The following is a 17,146-nucleotide window of genomic DNA, read 5'->3' on the forward strand; positions in this document are numbered from 1 at the left end:
ACCACCGGTCACCGCCGACGGCAGATACCGCGACAGCGCTTCCCACTCGACGTCAGACAACTCGTAGCGACGACCCACGCGCTACATCATCCGACACCAAGATCCTTTGAAGACACTGCCTAGGGCGGTCGCACGGACCTCGCGCTAGCCCGACGCTAGCCCGATGACCTCCGGTTGAAGGTCCGGACGGGCAGCCCGGTCGTGGTGTCAGGTGCCGTGTCAGGGCGGTGTCAGGGGGGTGGCAGGCCGGGCGCTGAAGGTAGTCGCATGACGAGTTCAGCGATCGCGGCCACGGGGCTGCGGAAGGCGTACAAGGACAAGGTCGTTCTCGACGGCATCGATCTCGACGTCGCCACCGGCACGATCTTCTCGCTGCTCGGCCCGAACGGGGCGGGCAAGACGACGACTGTCAACGTGCTGAGCACGTTGATGAAGGCCGACGGCGGCACGGTACGGGTCGCGGGCCACGACGTGGCGACCGAGACCAAGGCGGTACGGGCGGCCATCGGGGTCACCGGCCAGTTCGCCGCGGTGGACGAGCTGCTGACGGGCCGGGAGAACCTGCAGCTGATGGCGGACCTCAAGCGGTTGGGCTCGGGGGAGAGCAAGCGGGTCGTCGCCGACCTGCTGGAGCGGTTCGACCTGACGGAGTCGGCGCAGAAGCAGGCGGCGAGCTACTCCGGGGGTATGCGCCGGAAGCTGGATCTGGCGATGACCCTGGTCGGCAAGCCCAGCATCATCTTCCTCGACGAGCCGACGACGGGCCTGGACCCGCGTAGCCGCCGGACGATGTGGGACATCATCCGCCGGCTGGTGGCCGAGGGCACGACCATCTTCCTCACCACCCAGTACCTGGAGGAGGCCGATCGGCTCGCGGACCGGATCGCGGTGCTCGACCAGGGCAGGCTGGTCGCCCAGGGCACCCCCGCCGAACTCAAGCGGCTGGTCCCCGGCGGGCACGTCCGGCTCCGGTTCGCGGGCGACCTCGAACTCGACGCGGCGATGCGGGTCCTGCCCGACTCCACCCGGGACGACGACGAGGACCTGATCCTGCGGGTTCCCGGTGACGGCGGCGCGAGTTCGCTGCGCGCCCTGCTCGCCCAACTCGACGCGCACTCCATCGAGGTCGAGGAGTTCTCGGTGCACACGCCGGACCTCGACGACGTCTTCCTTGCCCTGACCGGTCGTACCAACACGAAGGTGAACGCATAATGAGCAGCGCGACGACCATGCTCGGTCGCAACTTCAAGCACACTCTCCGCAACCCGGTCACCGTGTTCAACGCGGTCCTGTTCCCGATCGTCCTGCTGCTGATTTTCGTCTACGTCATCGGCGGCGCCTTCGACATCGCCGGGAACTACATCGACTACGCGACCCCGGGCATGATCGTGATGACGATCTGCTACGGGTTGAGCGCCACCGCGCTCGCGGTGAACTCCGACATGACGAAGGGGATCATCAACCGGTTCAAGGTCATGGACATCTCCCGCAGCGCCGTACTGACCGCACATGTCGCCGAGAGCATGCTCCGTACCGTGATCGCCATCGCCGGCCTCGTCGGCGTGGCCCTGGCGCTGGGTTTCCGGCCGGCGGCGAGTCCCCTCGAATGGCTCGGCGCGATCGGCTTCCTCGTGCTGGTCTCCTTCGCGACCACCTGGCTCACCGTCGCCCTGGGCCTGTCGGCCAAGACCCCGGAGTCGGCGGGGATGGTCTCCGTGCCGCTGATCATGCTGCCCTTCCTGAGCAGCGCGATCGTGCCCGCCGAGACGATGGGCCCCGGCGTGCGGCAGTTCGCCGAGTACCAGCCCTTCACCCCGATCATCGAGACGGTGCGCGGGCTGCTGACCGGCGAACCCGACACCAGCAGCGTGATGGTCGCCGTCGCCTGGTGCGTCGGGATCGCCCTGATCGGATACGTCTGGTCGCTCTCCACCTTCAAGAAGCGCGCCTGACCGGCCAGAGAGCGCGACCGACCGACCGAAGCGTGCCTGACCGACCAGAGCGTCGCACCGGCCGCCGCGAGCAGAAGGAGAAGCTGTCATGCCCACATACGCCACGTCCGGGCCCATCGCCGCCACGGTGGAGGTCGCCGGCGCTCAGGTACGGGTCACCGCGAGCGACCGGACCGACACGGTGGTACTGGTCGAGCCCATCGACGAGGCGAGCCGGAAGGACGTCCGGGTGGCCGAGAAGACCGAGGTCGACTTCGCCGACGGTCACCTGTCGGTCAAGACGAGGGCCGCCGGGGAGAAGGCCGGGTCGGTCGTCATCACGATCGACCTGCCCGCCGGCTCCGACCTGGCCGCTTACCTGGCGCACTCGGACGTGCACACGGTCGGCCCGTTCGGCGCGTGCGAGCTGCGGATGGCCTCAGGACGGGTCGAGCTGGATCGCGTCGACGCCCTGGAGGCGAACATCGCGTCCGGTCAGGTCGCGGTCGGCCACATCGCCGGTCGGGCCAGCATCGACGGCGGTGCGTTCACGATGCGGGTCGGTGCGGCCGACGGCACCGTGCGGCTCTCGAACTCCGGCGGCCACGCCTGGATCGGTCATGCCCGGGCCGACCTCTCCCTCAGCAGCGCCAGCTGCGACTTCGACGTCGACCGCGCCGACGGCAGCGTCACCGCCACGACGGCCAGCGGCGCCATCCGGATCGGCCGGATGGCGAACGGTCACGCGAAGTTGATGAACGGCTCGGGAAACATCGAAGTCGGCATCGGCCGGCACGCCACCGCCCGGATCGACGTCGACAGCGAACGTGCTTCGGTACGCGACTCCGTCACGCCGGCCGGGAACCCCGACCCGTCCGACGACGAGGTCTTCGTCCACGCCCGCACCCGGCACGGCGACATCATCATCCAGCGCGCGGCGAGCTGAAGCTCACAGCGCGAGCGCGACCTCGACCAGCTCGACCGGGCTCGAACCCCCGCCCTCCTGCGTCACCTCGGCGAACCGTGCTTCGCCGAGGTGACGCCGCGTTTCCGTCTCCACCCGACCGGCATCCGGATGAGCACGATCCGGCAGGCCGCGCACCCCGACGCTGGCGGCCAGCAGCCGCGCGGCCAGCTCGTACCGGTCGTGCCGCAGCGCCAGGTCCGCGACACCGACGAGCATCTGGGCGATCAGGAAAGGTTGTCCCGCCTCGGACGCCGCCTGCCAGGCCGCCACCCGGTGCGAACGGACCTCGCGGAGGTCGTCGGTCAGGTAGCCGAGCCGGTCGTGGATGAGCGCGCGGATGTGCGCCTGCTCCGCGTCTTCACCCAGGAGAGCCGTCGCGACCCCGAGTTGGTGGCGCGCCTCCGCTGTGTCGCCGTCCCACCGCGCGAGCTCCGCCTTGGCGAGCGCCAGCTCGACCAGCGCATGCGGCCAGGTGACCCCTTCGGCGCGCCGCTCGGCCTCGGCGAGGGCAGCCGCACCGGCCTCCCGATCACCCCACTGCCAGTACAGCAGGGCCTGCTGGGTGCGGAGCTGGATGACATCCTCGACGGCGCCGACCTCGGTGACGACCGCGATCGCCGCTTCGTAGTGCTCACACGCGCCGGCGAACTCGCCGCGCTGCGCGAGTTGGCCCGCCAGCTCGGAGAGGGCCAGGAACATGCCGAACCGCTCGCCGAGCGTCCGGAACTCGGTGAGCGCCAGCTCCAGGTTGGCCTCCGCCTCCGAGCCGCCCCGGCCGAGCAGGATCCGCATCTTCCCGCTCTGCCAACGGGCCAGGGCGCGTACCCACGGGTCCTCGCTCTCCAGCAACGACTCGAACGCGGAGACCGCAGACTCCGGCTCCCGCAGCATCCGCTCCAGCGGGTTGACCAGCCCCAGCAGCGGATTGCGGTGCCGGCTCTGCTGGCTGAACCGGTACGCCTTGTGGATCCACTCGGCGCCCTGGTGCTCGTCGCCCCGCCCGGAGGTCACGAAGAGCACCACCAGCCCGTACGCCATGGCCCGGACGTCGTCGGTCACCTCGCCGGGAACCTCGGTGGCCGCGATCATCAGGTCGAGCCCCTCGGCCCGGCGCCCGCCGAGCCACCAGTACCACCCGGTGGCCGCCGCGAGCCGCATCGCGGCCTGCGCGTCGCCGGCCGTGATCGCCCCCCGCAGCGCGGCGGCGATGTTGTCGTGCTCGGCCTCGAGCGTGGCGAGCCAGACCAGCTGCTCGGCGCGGCGCAGATGCGGCTCCGCGGCCTCGGTGAGCTCGGTGAAGTAGGCGAGATGCGCCCGCCGGGTCAGCTCCGATTCGCCGGCTTCGGCGAGCCGATCCGCGGCGTACTCCTTGATCGTGCCGAGCATCCGGTAGCGCGGCGTGCCCTCGCCCTCGGTCACCAGAAGGGACTTCTCGGCCAGCGAGGTGACCAACTCCAGCACCTCATCCTGCTCGACGAGGTCGCCGGCGCAGACCCGTTCGGCCGCCTCCAGGCTCGCCCCTCCGAAGAAGACCGACAGCCGGCGCAGCGCCGTCCGCTCGGCGTCGGTGAGCAACTCCCAGCTCCAGTCGACCACCGCGCGCAGCGTCTTGTGCCGCGGCAGGGCGGTACGGCTGCCGCTGGTCAGCAGGCGGAACCGGTCGTCGAGCCGGTTGGCGAGCTGCTCGATGCTCATGGTGCGCAGCCGGGCGGCGGCGAGTTCGATCGCCAGCGGCATCCCGTCCAGCGCCCGGCAGACGCGCACCATCGTCGACAGGGTCTGCTCGTCGACGCCGAGGTCCCGGCGCACGGCGCCCGCCCGGTCGCGGAGCAGGCGGACGGCCGGCGAGGACGCGATCTCGGCAGGGTCCGCGTCGGCCGGCACGGCCAGCGGCTCGACCAGCCACAGCGCCTCACCGGTTATGCCGAGCGGCTCCCTGCTCGTCGCCAGGATCCGCAGCCGCCGGCACTCCCCGAGCACCCGTTCGGCGAACCTCGCCGCCGCCTCGATCACATGCTCACAGTTGTCGAGGATCAGCAGCGCCTCCCGCTCGCGGATCGCGGCGATGAGCCCGTCCGCCGGGTCGGCGCCCGAACCCGCGCCGAGCAGGGCGTCCCGGAGCCCGAGCCCGGTGAGCGTCGCCTGCGCGACGCCGTCGGCGCCGACGGCGGCGAGCTCCACCAACCAGACTCCGTCCGGCAGGTCACCGACCAGCGTGCGCGCGGTCTCCGTGGCCAGTCTGGTCTTGCCCGAACCGCCCGGCCCGATCAAGGTGGTGAGCCGATGCTCCGCCACCAACTCGCGTACGGCGGCGACCTCGGCGTCCCGGCCGACGAAGCTGGTGAGTTCGGCACGCACGTTGGTCTGCCGGCTCTCCTCTCGTCGCCCCAGCTCGCCCCGCAGCAACGCGACGTGCAGGGCCGACAGCTCCGGCGACGGGTCGACGCCCAGCGAGTCGGAGAGCGCCTCCCTCGTCCGTTCGTAGGTGAGCAGGGCCTCGGAGTCGCGGCCGGCCGCCACCAGGGCCCGCATCAGCGCCGCGACCAGCGGTTCCCGCAGCGGATTCGCGGTGACCGCGTCGGTCAGCTCCGCGACCACCTGCGCGCCGTTGCCGAGCGCGACCTCCGCCTCGAAGCGATCCTCCATCGCCGTCAGGCGCAGCCCGTCGAGTCGGGTCACCGCCGCGTCGAACGCGTCGCTCTCCTCCAAGCCCACATCGTGCAGGGCTGCACCGCGCCACAGGCCGAGGGCTTCGCGCAGCAGCCGTACACGCTGGAGACCCTCCTCCTGGCGGGCCCGACCGAGGAGACGTTCGAACCGGAGAGCGTCGACGTCGTCGGGCTCCACCGTCAGCCGGTAGCCACCCGGCTGCCCCTCGACAACCCCACCGGGCAGCGCCTTCCGCAGCCGGGAAGCCAGACGTTGCAGGGCGTTCGCCGCGTCGGCGGGCGGGTTCTTGCCCCAGATCCAGTCGACGAGCATCGACTTCGGAACGGTGCGGCCCGGTTCGAGGGCCAGGGCGATCAGCAGTGCGCGTAACCGGGCGCCGGGCACGTCGGCGGTGCTGCCGTCGTTCGTGCGAACCTCGAATGATCCCAGCATCCCGACCTGCACGCGCTGATTCTCCCACGGTGGCCCGGCCGCGCCGGCCGCCCGTTTCGGGGCCGCCTTCGCAGGGCCACCGATGGTCGTCACCGCAGCCGCCCGAGCATGCCTCGGGCGCCGACGGCTTCGCCGCAGGGGGTATCAGTCGGGCGGCCCGACTCGACCGGGGCCGTGGCAGCGCATGACAGGGTCGGCGCTCGTCGGTCGGCAACCTGACACTTCGCCGTGAACTGGAGCGGGGGACGGCGCATCTCAACCCAGGACAGCCACTTCCACGGAAGGTTTCTCATGCGAACCAATCGCCTGTTGGGCGTCCTCCTCGCCCTCGCGGTCACGGCCGGATGCAGCTCGACCGAGCGGCATCCTGGAGAAGCCGCGCCTGTCGGCTCGCCCGAGGCCGACGTCAGCCCCATCGCTTCCGCCACGCCGTCGGTTACGCCGGCCGAGCCGACGGCGTCGACCAAGCCGCCCAAGCCGCCCAAGTCGCCCAAGCCGACCGCGCCCACCGCGACTGCCACCTCGGGGCGGCCGGGCGGTGGCCCAGGGAGCGTGATCCGCGAGACGCACTGGCGCAACGCCAACGTGCGGCTGTTGCCCTTCTGCGGTGAGTCGGACGACGTCGTCGCGTTCCGCGACGGGTCGAACGGCCACGACATCCCCTGCCGCATTTTGCCCGGCGGGGCACGACCGGTCTACGGGGAGTTCCTCGTCGAGGAACCCGCGAATGCGCAGTCCCGGGAGGATGCGCTCGTGCTCGTCGAACTCGGCAACCCCGGCGCCGCCCGGCAACAGGCGCTCGTGCCGGTCCAGCTCGGATCCGACGGTCAGACCCTGGAGGCGTGGCCGGTCATCAGAGGCGACGCTCCCAGCGCGGCCGGCGACAAGATGATGACCTTCACCTCGTACCGGCTCGCGGGACAGACGGTCGTGACCACCGTCAAGCGGCTCGACGGGAAGACGGAGAACCGGCGGTACCGGCAGGCCGGCATGTACGGCCCGTGGGAGCAATTCTGATCAGGGTCGGCGCCCGCGTCGCGATCTCGGAGACGTCGTTCCGCGCAGATCGGCGGTCACCGTCCGCGGCCGGTGGCTTGTGGCGCGAGCGAACCCCTCACCCGCAGGCTCTCCAGGATCCAGTCGGTCCGGTCGGTCCGATCCACCTGCTTGATCTGGACGTAGATCCCGTAGCCGTCATGGGCCGGAGCCAGCAGCACCTCGCTGAACGAGATCGGCGTACCGCCGCATCCGACCCACCGTCGCACCCAGCCCGTCAGGTCGCCGATCGCAACCGGGCGGGCTGGGTGCGCGGTGCAGTCCGCATGAGCCGGCAGCGCCGGTGCGGGCTGCCCCGAACCGAGCGATCTGCTGGCGCCGGCGAACACCCCGGGCACCCGGCTTGCGGGGTCCGGCCACGCGGCGAGGTCCGGACCGACGAGGAGGCCGGGTGCCTGACCGGACGGGAGACGTACCCTCGCCGGATCCCAGCCGGCGTCCTTCAGCTGCTGCGCCCAGCCGGCGGGGACCGCGATCGTGAGATCGCCGGAGGCGTCGGAGACCCGCACCCAGCCCGGAGCGGTGGATCCGACGGGCCCGGACGAGTCGGCGAGGGTGAGCACGGCGGCGAGGGCGCTCGCGGCCACGGCCATCCGACCGGCGCTACGAATCCTGCGGCCTGCCTTGGCCGAATCCTTGGTGCGAACCGGTCCGCCGGGCTCCGGGGCGCGGTCAGCGGCCTCGTCCAGTGCTTCGGCGAAGGCCGAGGCGGAGGGCCAACGCCGCTCCGGATCCCGGTGCAGCGCCCGGAGTACGACCTTGTCGACGTGTGCCGGTACGCCGGGACGGAGTTTCGACGGCCGGAGCGCGGACCCGCTGCCGGAACTGCCAGCGCCGTGCTCGCCGACGCCGGGGGCTCGTCCGGTGAGCATGTGGTAGGCCAGCGCCCCGATCGCGTACACGTCGGCACGGACATCGAGACCACCGCCGGGCCGGGCCTGCTCGGGCGCCATGTAGCCGGGAGTGCCGGCCACGACCGTGAAGCCCGAGGCCTGCGCGATGGCCTTGGCCAGGCCGAGGTCGGCCACCAGCACCCGCTCGCCGTCGAAGAGCACGTTCGACGGTTTCAGATCCCGGTGCAGGACACCGATCCCGTGCAGCACCGCCACGCTCCGCGCGATGTCGGCCGCCGTTCGCAACGCGGGGTGGATCCGCATCGGCCCGGCGCCGAGCCGCTCCGCCAACGTGCCGCCGGCTGCGTACGTCATGACGAGGTAGGGCCGGCCGTCGGGCAACTCGCCGATGTCCAGCACCCGTACGAGCCGATCCGAGTCGGCGCGACGCATGATCCGCGCCTCCTGCTCGAACCGAGCCCGAATGTCGGCGTGGTGCGCCCAGTTGTCGGCCAGGACCTTGATCGCCACGGACGACTTCAGTGCGTCGTCCTCGGCCAGCCAGACCGTGGCGAAGGCGCCGAAGCCCAGCCGGCTCGTGACGCGGTAACGGCCGATCTGGCGCGGCATCGACACAATCTATAACGTCCTCAGCACAGTCCCAGCGCGGTGATCGGAGGCGCAGGTGACGGACGATCCGCAGACCGAGGAGCTGGCCCGTCTCGCCGTCACCGGTGACGGTGCGGCGCTCGACGCGCTCTTGGCCCGGATCAGCCCCCACGTGCTCCGGCAATGCGCGCGCATCCTGCCGTGCCGGCAGGATGCCGAGGAAGCGTGCCAGGATGCGTTGTTGCAGGTGGCCCGGAGAATCACCAGCTTCGAGGGGCGTTCCCGCTTCTCCACCTGGCTGCACGTGGTCACCGCGAACTGTGCACGTCAGACCTACCGCTCGTTGCGGAGGCGCGCGGCCGAGCAGGCCGGTTCCAAGCTGCCGGTCGAGGTGGTGGACCCCCGGCGGACGAGCGTCATCGCCGGCTCACGGCTCGACCTGCTCGACGCGCTGGAGCGGCTGGAGGCACACCGTCCCGAGTTGGTCGCTCCGCTGGTCCTCCGCGATCTATGCCAGCTCGACTACCCGGAGATCGCGCGGCAGTTGGAGATTCCCGTCGGCACGTTGAAGTCCCGGATCCACCACGCGCGCAGGCACGTCCGTCGCTCGCTGCAGCCCGGGTGACCGCCCGGTCGGCAGCCGACCGGGCGGAGGCTCACGGGCGGCGCTACGGCGTCAGCACGATCTTGCCCCGTGCGTGGCGGGACTCGCTCAACTCGTGCGCGGCGGCCCCCTCGTCGAGGGAGAAGACGGCGGCGATCGGCACCGTGAAGCGACCCTGCTCGGCGAGTGCACCGGCGGCGGCGATTCCGTCGAGCGCCGGTACGTCCGCGCCGGGACCGGAGCCGCGCGACCAGTGCACGCCGTACGCGGCGGCGTTGGCGTCGGCGATGCTCACCACCCGCTCCGGGCTCGCGACCAGGCCGACCAGGTCGGGCAGCGACCCGGAGCCGGCACCGTCGAGTACGACGTCCACCCCGCCGGGCACCAGCGCCTTGACCCGTTCGGCCAGCCCGGGGCCGTAGGTGGTCGGTATTGCCCCGAGCGCGGTGATGAACTCGTGGTTGTGCTCGCCGGCAGTGCCGATGACCGTCGCGCCGCGAGCGACCGCGAGTTGGATCGCGGTCGTGCCGACGCCGCCGGCCGCGCCCTCGATCAGCAGCACGGTGCCGGGTTCGACGCCCAGCCGGTCGAGCACCCGAGTGGCCGTCTCGATGTTGCCGGCCGCGCCGCCGGCCTGCTCCCAGCTCAACGCGGCAGGCTTCGGCGCCCATGCGGCCAGGACCGCGTATTCGGCGTTCGCCCCGCCCATCTGCGCGTAATCGGTGACCCCGAAGACCTCGTCGCCCACTCGAACCGTGGTGACCCCGGCACCCACCTCGTCCACCACACCGGCCGCGTCGACGCCGGGCACGTGCGGCAGGGGTAGCGGGATCCACTCGCGGAACCGGCCGGCCCGGACGTACGTGTCGGCCGGATTGACGCCCGACGCCCGAACCGCCACTCGGATCTGACCCGGCCCGGCGTGCGGCTCCGGCATCTCGCCGACCTTGAGCACACTCGCGGGACCGTACTCGGGAAATTGCAGCGCTCTCATGCCCGCGGACGCTAATCGGCAAAACCCTCCGCCTGGCTAAAGTGAGAGTGGTGACCGACGGTTTGCCTCACCCCCTGCGCTCCGACGCTCTGGGCAATCGCGAGCGCATCATCGAGGCGGCCCGGGCGGTCTTCGCCGCCGAAGGTGTGAACGCTCCGATGCGGCAGATCGCCCGGCGTGCGGGGGTCGCCCCGGCGACCCTGTACCGCCGCTTTCCGACGAAGGAGATGCTGGTCACCGAGGCATTCACCGAGCAGATGCACGCGTGCCACGACATCGTCGACGAGGGGCTCGCCGACCCGGATCCGTGGCACGGTTTCTGTCTTGTGATCGAGAGAATGTGTGAACTGCACGCGCGGGACCACGGCTTCACCGCCGCCTTTGTCGCGGCCTTTCCCAAAGCCGTGGATTTCGAGGCGCGCCGCGAATACGCGCTCACCGGTATCGCTGAACTGGCCCGCCGCGCCATGGCCGCCGGCCGGCTGCGCCCCGACTTCGTCCTGGACGACGTGCTCCTCGTGCTGATGGCCAACAGTGGCATCCGGGCCACCTCACCGGCCGCCCGGATCACGGCTTCCCGGCGCTTCGCCGCGCTCGCCATCCAGGCGTTCCGCGCCTCCCCGGACGCCTCTCCGCTCCCGCCGCTGGCCGGGTTGACGCCTCCGGCCTCGGCGGGTCCCGAGCGAACGAGCTAGCGGGGCGCTCTCACCCGCAGGCCGAGTCGACCGAAGCCGGGGGAGGCGGAGAACCGCACGTATAGGGGCGGTCTGGGCGGGTACGGGGCGGGCATGCGGATCGTGGTGGTCGGGGCCAGCGGCAATGCCGGGACGGCGCTGCTGCGCCGGCTACGCCGGGAGCGGAACGTGGAGCTGGCCGGGGTCGCCCGCCGGATGCCCGGGCCGGACTCGGGGGAGCCGTACGACCAGGTGGAGTGGCACTCCTGCGACATCGGGATGCCCGGCGCGGCCGACCAGCTCGCCGAGGTGTTCGCCGGCGCCGGGGCGGTGGTGCACCTGGCCTGGCAGATCCAGCCCAGCCACGACCAGCGGGTGCTGCACCGGACCAACGTGGGCGGCAGCCGGGCGGTGATCGACGCGGTGGTCCGGGCCAAGGTGCCGGCCCTGGTGTACGCGTCGTCGGTAGGTGTCTACGCGGCCGGCCCGAAGGACCACCCGGTGAGCGAGCGTTGGCCGGCGACGGGGGTGCCCGAGTCGTCGTACAGCCGGGACAAGGCGGAGGTGGAGGCGCTGCTCGACGTGGCCGAGCGGGAGCACCCGGAGCTGCGGGTGGTGCGGATGCGCCCCGGGCTGAACTTCCAACGGGACGCGGCCACCGAGATCAGCCGCTACTTCCTGGGGCCGCTGGTGCCGGTCCAGCTGCTCCGGTTCAACCGGATCCCGCTGGTGCCCACCCATCGCCGGCTGCGGATGCAGGCGGTGCAGACCGATGACGTCGCCGAGGCGTACGCCCGGGTGCTTCTCGGTGACGCGCGCGGCGCCTTCAACCTGGCCGCGGACCCGGTGCTGACTCCGGAGCTGGTGGCCCGGCACTTCCACGGTTGGACGGTGCCGGTGGCCGCCCCGGTGCTGCGCGCTGCCGCCCGGCTGACCTGGTACGCGCGCCTGCAGCCGATCGACGCCGGCTGGGTGCAGCTGGCGCTGAGTGTGCCGCTGCTGTCGAGCGAGCGTGCCGAGAGCGAGCTGGGCTGGCGGCCACGGGTCGACGCGCTCACCGCCCTGCGGGAGCTCTTCACCGGGATGGCGGAACGCGCCCATACCTCCAGCCCGCCGATGTCCGCCGCGCCTGAGCTTCCCGGGCGTCTGGCCGCCCTCCTCCGCGGCACCCCCGCCGGCCACCACAACCCCTACTGACCCTCCCCCCCCCCCGGGGTCCCAGCCCCGGCCGAGGTCCCAGCCCCGTGATCATGAAGTCAGCGTCGCGACACGCCGATGGAACGGGCAATAACCTCATGATCACCGGGCCGGGCCGGGCCGGGCCGGGGTGGGGTGGGGTTAGGAGGTTAGGTGGGCGCCTAGGAAGAAGATGCCGGGGTGGCCGGGCGTCTCGAACTGGCCACTGCGGTTGCGGCGCAGCGTCGAGTTCTCGATGGTCATCGTGCCCGTACGGTCGTTGCTCACGAAGAAGATCGCGCCGCCGCCCTCGTTCGCCTCGTTGTCCTCGATCACCGTGCCGGCGATCCTGACCGTGAAGCGGTTGCCGTCGCAGTAGATCGCGCCGCCGCTGCCGCCGCCGGGCGTACCGGACTTCGCCGGGTTGGCGCCGCTGCCGACCGCCTCGTTGCCGGTGAAGAGGCTGTTCAGCACCGTCCACGAGACGCCGATGCTGCTCAACGCCCCGCCGTTCGAGCAGGAACCGCGATCGAAGGTGCTGCTCACGACGTACACCGGCTTGTTCTCGTACTGGCTCAGCACCCGCAGGGCGGCACCGCCCAGATCCGGCCCGGTGCGGTCGCAGCGGTTGCGGACGAACTTGGCGTTGACCACCTTCACCCGCCCGCCGCGGACGAAGACCGCGCCACCCCCGCCCCCCTCGCCCTGCTCACCGGTGGAGTTGCCGTCGGCGAAGGTGATGTTCTGCAGGGTGAGCTGCGGGTGGTCCTGGTTCTGGCAGTGCGAGGTGGTCCAGCCCTGCGCCTGGTCGCAGGTGTTCATGTAGAGGATCCGCCGCTTGCCCTGACCGCTGAGGGTGACCTTGCCGCCGCCGTCCAGCACCACCTTCGGCCCGTTGGCGTTGCGCACCTTCGCCGTGGCGGCCATCCGGATCGTCACCGGGTCCGGTCCGCAGTCGAAGGTGATCACGCCGCCCGCCGCGACGGCCTTCACCACGGCGGCGGAGGTGCAGCTCACCGGGGTTCCGCTGCCGATCGTGCGGGTCGGCTTCGAGGTGTCCACCGCCCGTGCCTCGGCCGGCACCGGCGCGTGCCCCTTCGCGTTCCCGGCCCGGAGCAACGTGGTGGGCGGCTTCGACGGAGACGGACTCGGGCCGCCGAAGCCGGTCCGGGCGGCCGGGGCCACCTGCTGCGGGGCGGTCGGCGACCCGGCGTCGGCCGACGGGGTGACCGGCGTCGTCGGCGCCGGACCGGCCGTGCCGCAGGCGGAGAGGGCGACGAGGCCGGCGGCGAGGAGGGCGAGGAGGGGTCCGGTGCGCACGCCACGATGCTAGGGGCTGTTCCAGCGGGCCGCGGCCCGGCGATGCCGGGGGACGACGAGCCGCCCGCCCTCCGGAGAGGACGTACGCAGCCGTGCCGGGCGCGGCCGCGGATTGGGACCTGGCCGGAGCCCTCAGAAGTCGGCGAAGAGGTACGGCACCTGGCGCGGGAAGATCCGGCGCAGCTCGGCGGCGGCGTCGGCCCGCACCTGCCCGAGCCCGCGCAGCTGCACCTCGATCGGGTCGAGCACCCCGTACGCCAGCGCGGAGAGCCCGGCCGCGGTGAGCGTGGCCGCCGGCACGGAGGTGGAGGTGGCGGTGGCCGTACCGCCGCGCAGCTCCAGCGAGCCGGTGGTGCCGTCGAGCAGGTGCGTGCCCGCGAGCCAGCGGTCGTCGGTCAGCTCGACGCGGACCCGCCCCGGACCGGCCGGCAGCCCGGCCAGCGCGTCCAGCGTGAGCAGGCGGCCCATCGGGGCCGAGGAACCCGGCCGGGCCGTCAGCGCCTGCACGTGCACGGCCAGGTCGGTGAGCCAGAGCTCCGGCAGCTCGTCGGCGGCCAGCCGGAGGCTGACCCGCTCCACCTGGTCGACGTGCCGGGCGAAGAACTGCAACAGCAGCGACCGGGCGTACGGGTCGGTGAAGAGCAGGTCGTCGGCGACCAACTCGCCACCGTGGTCGTCGATCCGGTACGTCACCGCCCCGGTCAGTGCCCCGTCGACGCGGGCGGTGAGCAGCCACCGGTCGTCGTCGTCGCGCAGCCGTACGTCCCGGTAGTCGGGGAAGACCGCGAAACCGTGCCGCTCCCGCAGGCAGCGTTCGGTGAACTCGCGCCACGCCGGGTAGCCGGTGCCGATCCGCTCCCAACCCACCTCGCCGGGCAGGTCGGCGCGGAGCAGTGGGGCCAGGTCGGCGGGGGAGAAGGTGACCGTGCGCGGCTTGGGCAGCCCGACGTAGCCGAAGCGGGCGTAGAAGCTGGGGCGGAACGGGTAGAGCGCGGTGAGCGCATGCCCCTCCTCGCGCACCTCGTCGAGGAGTTGGTGCAGCAGCGTCCGGACGTGCCCCTGCCGGCGGGCCAGCGGGTGGGTCGCCACCCCGGCGACGCCGGCCATCGGCAGCACCGCGCCGCGCAGGTTCTGCCGCATCGGGATGCTGGTGGCGGCGGCCAGGGTCTCCCCCTCCGCCTCGACGATCAGCGTCCGGTTGCCCTCGTGGTAGGGCAGGTAGCGGGGGAACTCGTCGACCCGGCGCGAGGGCGACGGCTCGAAGGCGTACGCGCTGAGCACGAAGCTGGTGGTCAGACGCTCCTCGGAGCTGATCCGGCGGACGGTTCCCATCAGGCCACCAGGGTGACGTCGGAGACCACCACTGTCACGTTGTCCGGCGCGCCGGCCTGGTGGGCGAGCTTGACCAGCTGCTCACCGCAGAGCTGCCGGTCGCCGTACGCGCCGAGGGCCACCGCGATCGCCTCCTTCTCCACGTAGTCGGAGAGGCCGTCGCTGCAGAGCAGCAGCCGGTCACCGGCCTGGACGGTGAGCGTGCCGATCGTGGGTGGACTGTCCGCGCCCTGCACCGCGCGCGTCACCAGGGACCGCTGCGGATGGTGCCGGGCCTGGTCGGGGGTGAGCGCCCCTTGGTCGACCAGCGCCTGCACGAACGTGTCGTCCCGGGTGAGCTGCGTCAGCTTGTTGTCCCGCAGCAGGTAGCAGCGCGAGTCACCGACCTGCGCCAGCACCAGCGTGTCACCGGCGAGCAGGGCGGCAGTCAACGTCGTACCCATGCCGTCGCGGGCCGGGTCGACGGTGATGGCCGCGTGAATGCGCTGGTTGGCGGTGCTCACCACGGCCCGCAGCGCGTCCGTGGCCGCCTCCGGCTCGGTCGGCGGGGCCAACTCGTCCAGGATCCGGATGACGATCTCGCTCGCCACCTCCCCCGCGGGCAGGCCGCCCATGCCGTCTGCGACGGCGACCAGCCGGTCACCGGCGAGGGCGGAGTCCTCGTTGTTGGTCCGGACCAGGCCGATGTCGTTGAGGATGGCCGAGCGGAGGATGAGCGTCATGCGCTTAGCTTGCCAAGAACACCCCGCCCGCGTCTCTACGCACTACTGCGTAGGGTTGAGGAATGATGCCGGTGTCCCTGGTCGGACGGGCCAGTGAGCTGGCCGAGTTCGACCGGGCCTGGTCCTTGGTGGTTGCCGGGCGGCGGGCGGCACCGACCGTGGCGGTGGTCACCGGAGACGCCGGAGTGGGCAAGAGCCTGCTCGTCGCCGCGGCCCTGGAGGCGCTGACCCCGCGTCCGGCGGTGGTGCTCTCCGGCGCCGCGCGGGTGCACAGCCCCGCCCCGTACGACTGGCTGGCGGCGGTGCTCAGCGGACGGGACACCAGCGATCTCGACCTGCCGCCGGACGCGCTGGCCTGGTTGGCCCAGCATCCGACCTCGCCGCGGGAGCGGTACACCCCCGGCGCCCTGCTGCGTCTCGCCGTCCGGACGGTGCGGCTGCTCGTGGGCGCCGGACCGGCCGTGCTGGTGGTGGAGGATCTGCACGCGCTCGACCCGGCGAGCCTGAACCTGATCGGCGAGCTGGCCACCGCCGCCGAGCTGCCCGCGCTGCTCGTGGTCGCCACCCGGCCCGCCGGGGAGGCCGTCGCGCCGGATCTCGCGGTCCGCGCGCTGTCCCGGCTCTGCGGCGTACGCGGCGTCGTGCGCCAGCACCTCGGGCCGCTGCGGGCCGCCGAGGTCGCCGAGGTGCTGAGCCAGGTGTACCCCGGTGCGCGCCCGTCCGGGCGGCTGGTGAGCGCGGTCTGGCGGCGGACCGGCGGCAACCCGTTCGCGTTGACGGAGTTGCTCGCCGCGCACGCCGGTCACCCGCTGGAGGCGCTGATCCGGCCGCTGCCCACCCCCGCTCCTCGGCAGTCGACCCGTTCGGCGGGCTCCCGCCGCGCGGCGGAGTCGGCTCGGCCCGCGCTCCGGGCCGGCCATCCGGTCGCGACGTCCGGCGTACGGGAGGCGGAGCTGACCGGTCGGGAGGTCGAGGTGCTCGGCTGCCTGGTCGCCGGGATGTCGAACAAGCAGGTCGCGAAGGCGCTCGGCATCTCCGTGCGCACCGTCACCGTGCACGTGTCCAATCTGCTGCGCAAGACCGGGGCGGCCTCCCGGACGGAGGTCGCGCTCTGGGCCGTACAGCGGCGGCTTCCGGTGCCCGTGCCCGTCGAGCGCTGAGCCGGCGCGCGGCGCTCAGCGGCGGGTGCTCGCGCCCGTCGAGCGCTGAGCCGGCGCGCGGCGCTCAGCGACGTGGGTAGCGCAGCAGCAGGCTCGCGTCGACCTCCTCGTCCCCGACCGCCGCGTAGCTATGCGGCACGTCGGAGACCCAGCGCAGGTACCCGCCGGCGGGGGCGGTCGACGGCGCGTCGGCCGGCCCGGCCCGCAGCACCCCGGAGAAGACCGTGACGTGCTCGGTGACGCCGGGCTGGTGCGCCGGGGAGAGCTGACCGGTCCCCGGGCGGACCCGCATCCGGTAGAGCTCGTAGGTCGCGTCGGTGTCGGTGAAGACCTCCAGCAGGGTGGCGTGTACCGCCGCGCCGTGCACGGTCGGCGTCGCGGCCGGTTCGGCGAGCACCGCGGTCAGCGGCACGCCGAGCTGGGCGGTGATCGCGTAGAGCGTCTCCAGCGTGGGATTGCGGACGCCGTTCTCCAGCCCGGAGAGGGTCGCCTTGCCCACGCCGGCGAGCCGGGCCAGGGCGGAGAGCGAGATGCCCTTCTCCTCGCGCAGGCCGCGTACCCGGGCACCGATCATGCTCGGGTCGGCGTCGAGCCGGCGGCGGCCTGGTGGTGGCTGGGGCACCCCGCTATGGTGCTACAAACCATCGTTCCGTAAACGGAACGGCT

Annotated in this window: 15 protein-coding genes; 8 read left to right on the forward strand and 7 right to left on the reverse strand. The window is 72.4% G+C overall.

Annotated elements, in window-relative coordinates; genetic code table 11:
- Positions 1-267: 267 nt before the first annotated feature.
- The 3 genes from D7044_RS14580 (at position 268) to D7044_RS14590 (ending at position 2,877) form a co-directional block, all read left to right on the forward strand.
- Positions 268-1,212: an ATP-binding cassette domain-containing protein gene (locus D7044_RS14580; protein ID WP_120673799.1), complete on the forward strand. Its 945-nt coding sequence runs from the start codon at positions 268-270 to the stop codon at positions 1,210-1,212.
- Positions 1,212-1,952: an ABC transporter permease gene (locus D7044_RS14585; RefSeq protein ID WP_120673798.1), complete on the forward strand. Its 741-nt coding sequence runs from the start codon at positions 1,212-1,214 to the stop codon at positions 1,950-1,952. The genes D7044_RS14580 and D7044_RS14585 overlap by 1 nt, the downstream gene beginning before the upstream one ends.
- Before the next feature lie 88 nt (positions 1,953-2,040).
- Positions 2,041-2,877, forward strand: a complete 837-nt coding sequence (locus D7044_RS14590) for a DUF4097 family beta strand repeat-containing protein (RefSeq protein WP_120689274.1) — start codon at positions 2,041-2,043, stop codon at positions 2,875-2,877.
- Positions 2,878-2,880: 3 nt separating this feature from the next.
- Here the strand turns inward: D7044_RS14590 and D7044_RS14595 are convergent, their stop codons facing one another.
- Positions 2,881-6,012: a BTAD domain-containing putative transcriptional regulator gene (locus tag D7044_RS14595; RefSeq protein ID WP_120673796.1), complete on the reverse strand. Its 3,132-nt coding sequence runs from the start codon at positions 6,010-6,012 to the stop codon at positions 2,881-2,883.
- Between the two features lie 216 nt (positions 6,013-6,228).
- On the opposite strand from D7044_RS14595, the gene D7044_RS32150 reads away from it, so the two are divergent.
- Positions 6,229-7,017 carry a hypothetical protein gene (locus tag D7044_RS32150; protein WP_147434669.1) on the forward strand — a complete coding sequence of 263 codons (789 nt, stop codon included), beginning with the start codon at positions 6,229-6,231 and terminating at the stop codon, positions 7,015-7,017.
- Positions 7,018-7,073: 56 nt separating this feature from the next.
- Here D7044_RS32150 and D7044_RS14610 read toward each other — a convergent pair whose 3' ends face one another.
- The gene (locus tag D7044_RS14610) at positions 7,074-8,519 is read right to left on the reverse strand and encodes a serine/threonine-protein kinase (RefSeq protein ID WP_120689447.1); all 1,446 of its coding nucleotides are present in this window, start codon (positions 8,517-8,519) and stop codon (positions 7,074-7,076) included.
- A gap of 55 nt (positions 8,520-8,574) precedes the next feature.
- Between D7044_RS14610 and D7044_RS14615 the strand changes: the two genes are divergently transcribed.
- On the forward strand, positions 8,575-9,123 hold the full coding sequence (locus D7044_RS14615; RefSeq protein ID WP_120689277.1) for an RNA polymerase sigma factor: 549 nt from the start codon (positions 8,575-8,577) through the stop codon (positions 9,121-9,123).
- Positions 9,124-9,166: 43 nt separating this feature from the next.
- Here D7044_RS14615 and D7044_RS14620 read toward each other — a convergent pair whose 3' ends face one another.
- Positions 9,167-10,096: an NADP-dependent oxidoreductase gene (locus tag D7044_RS14620; RefSeq protein ID WP_120689278.1), complete on the reverse strand. Its 930-nt coding sequence runs from the start codon at positions 10,094-10,096 to the stop codon at positions 9,167-9,169.
- A 50-nt stretch (positions 10,097-10,146) separates the two neighbouring features.
- Between D7044_RS14620 and D7044_RS14625 the strand changes: the two genes are divergently transcribed.
- Both D7044_RS14625 and D7044_RS14630 read left to right on the forward strand, forming a co-directional pair.
- Entirely contained in the window at positions 10,147-10,791 is a 645-nt protein-coding gene (locus D7044_RS14625) for a TetR/AcrR family transcriptional regulator (RefSeq protein WP_120689279.1), read from the forward strand.
- 93 nt (positions 10,792-10,884) lie between these two features.
- Entirely contained in the window at positions 10,885-11,967 is a 1,083-nt protein-coding gene (locus D7044_RS14630) for an NAD-dependent epimerase/dehydratase family protein (RefSeq protein ID WP_120689280.1), read from the forward strand.
- Between the two features lie 141 nt (positions 11,968-12,108).
- Here the strand turns inward: D7044_RS14630 and D7044_RS14635 are convergent, their stop codons facing one another.
- From D7044_RS14635 to D7044_RS14645, 3 genes are all read right to left on the reverse strand, one after another.
- On the reverse strand, positions 12,109-13,266 hold the full coding sequence (locus D7044_RS14635; protein WP_120689281.1) for a hypothetical protein: 1,158 nt from the start codon (positions 13,264-13,266) through the stop codon (positions 12,109-12,111).
- 132 nt (positions 13,267-13,398) lie between these two features.
- The gene (locus D7044_RS14640; protein WP_120689282.1) at positions 13,399-14,598 is read right to left on the reverse strand and encodes a GNAT family N-acetyltransferase; all 1,200 of its coding nucleotides are present in this window, start codon (positions 14,596-14,598) and stop codon (positions 13,399-13,401) included.
- Positions 14,598-15,320: a PP2C family protein-serine/threonine phosphatase gene (locus tag D7044_RS14645; protein ID WP_120689283.1), complete on the reverse strand. Its 723-nt coding sequence runs from the start codon at positions 15,318-15,320 to the stop codon at positions 14,598-14,600. Before D7044_RS14645 ends, D7044_RS14640 begins: the two co-directional genes overlap by 1 nt.
- A 62-nt stretch (positions 15,321-15,382) precedes the next feature.
- On the opposite strand from D7044_RS14645, the gene D7044_RS14650 reads away from it, so the two are divergent.
- Positions 15,383-16,480: a response regulator transcription factor gene (locus D7044_RS14650; protein ID WP_120689284.1), complete on the forward strand. Its 1,098-nt coding sequence runs from the start codon at positions 15,383-15,385 to the stop codon at positions 16,478-16,480.
- A 64-nt stretch (positions 16,481-16,544) separates the two neighbouring features.
- Here D7044_RS14650 and D7044_RS14655 read toward each other — a convergent pair whose 3' ends face one another.
- Entirely contained in the window at positions 16,545-17,102 is a 558-nt protein-coding gene (locus D7044_RS14655) for a helix-turn-helix domain-containing protein (protein WP_233562890.1), read from the reverse strand.
- Positions 17,103-17,146 lie beyond the last annotated feature (44 nt).

It is taken from the genome of Micromonospora musae (genome assembly GCF_003626635.1).
GTDB lineage: Bacteria > Actinomycetota > Actinomycetes > Mycobacteriales > Micromonosporaceae > Micromonospora > Micromonospora musae.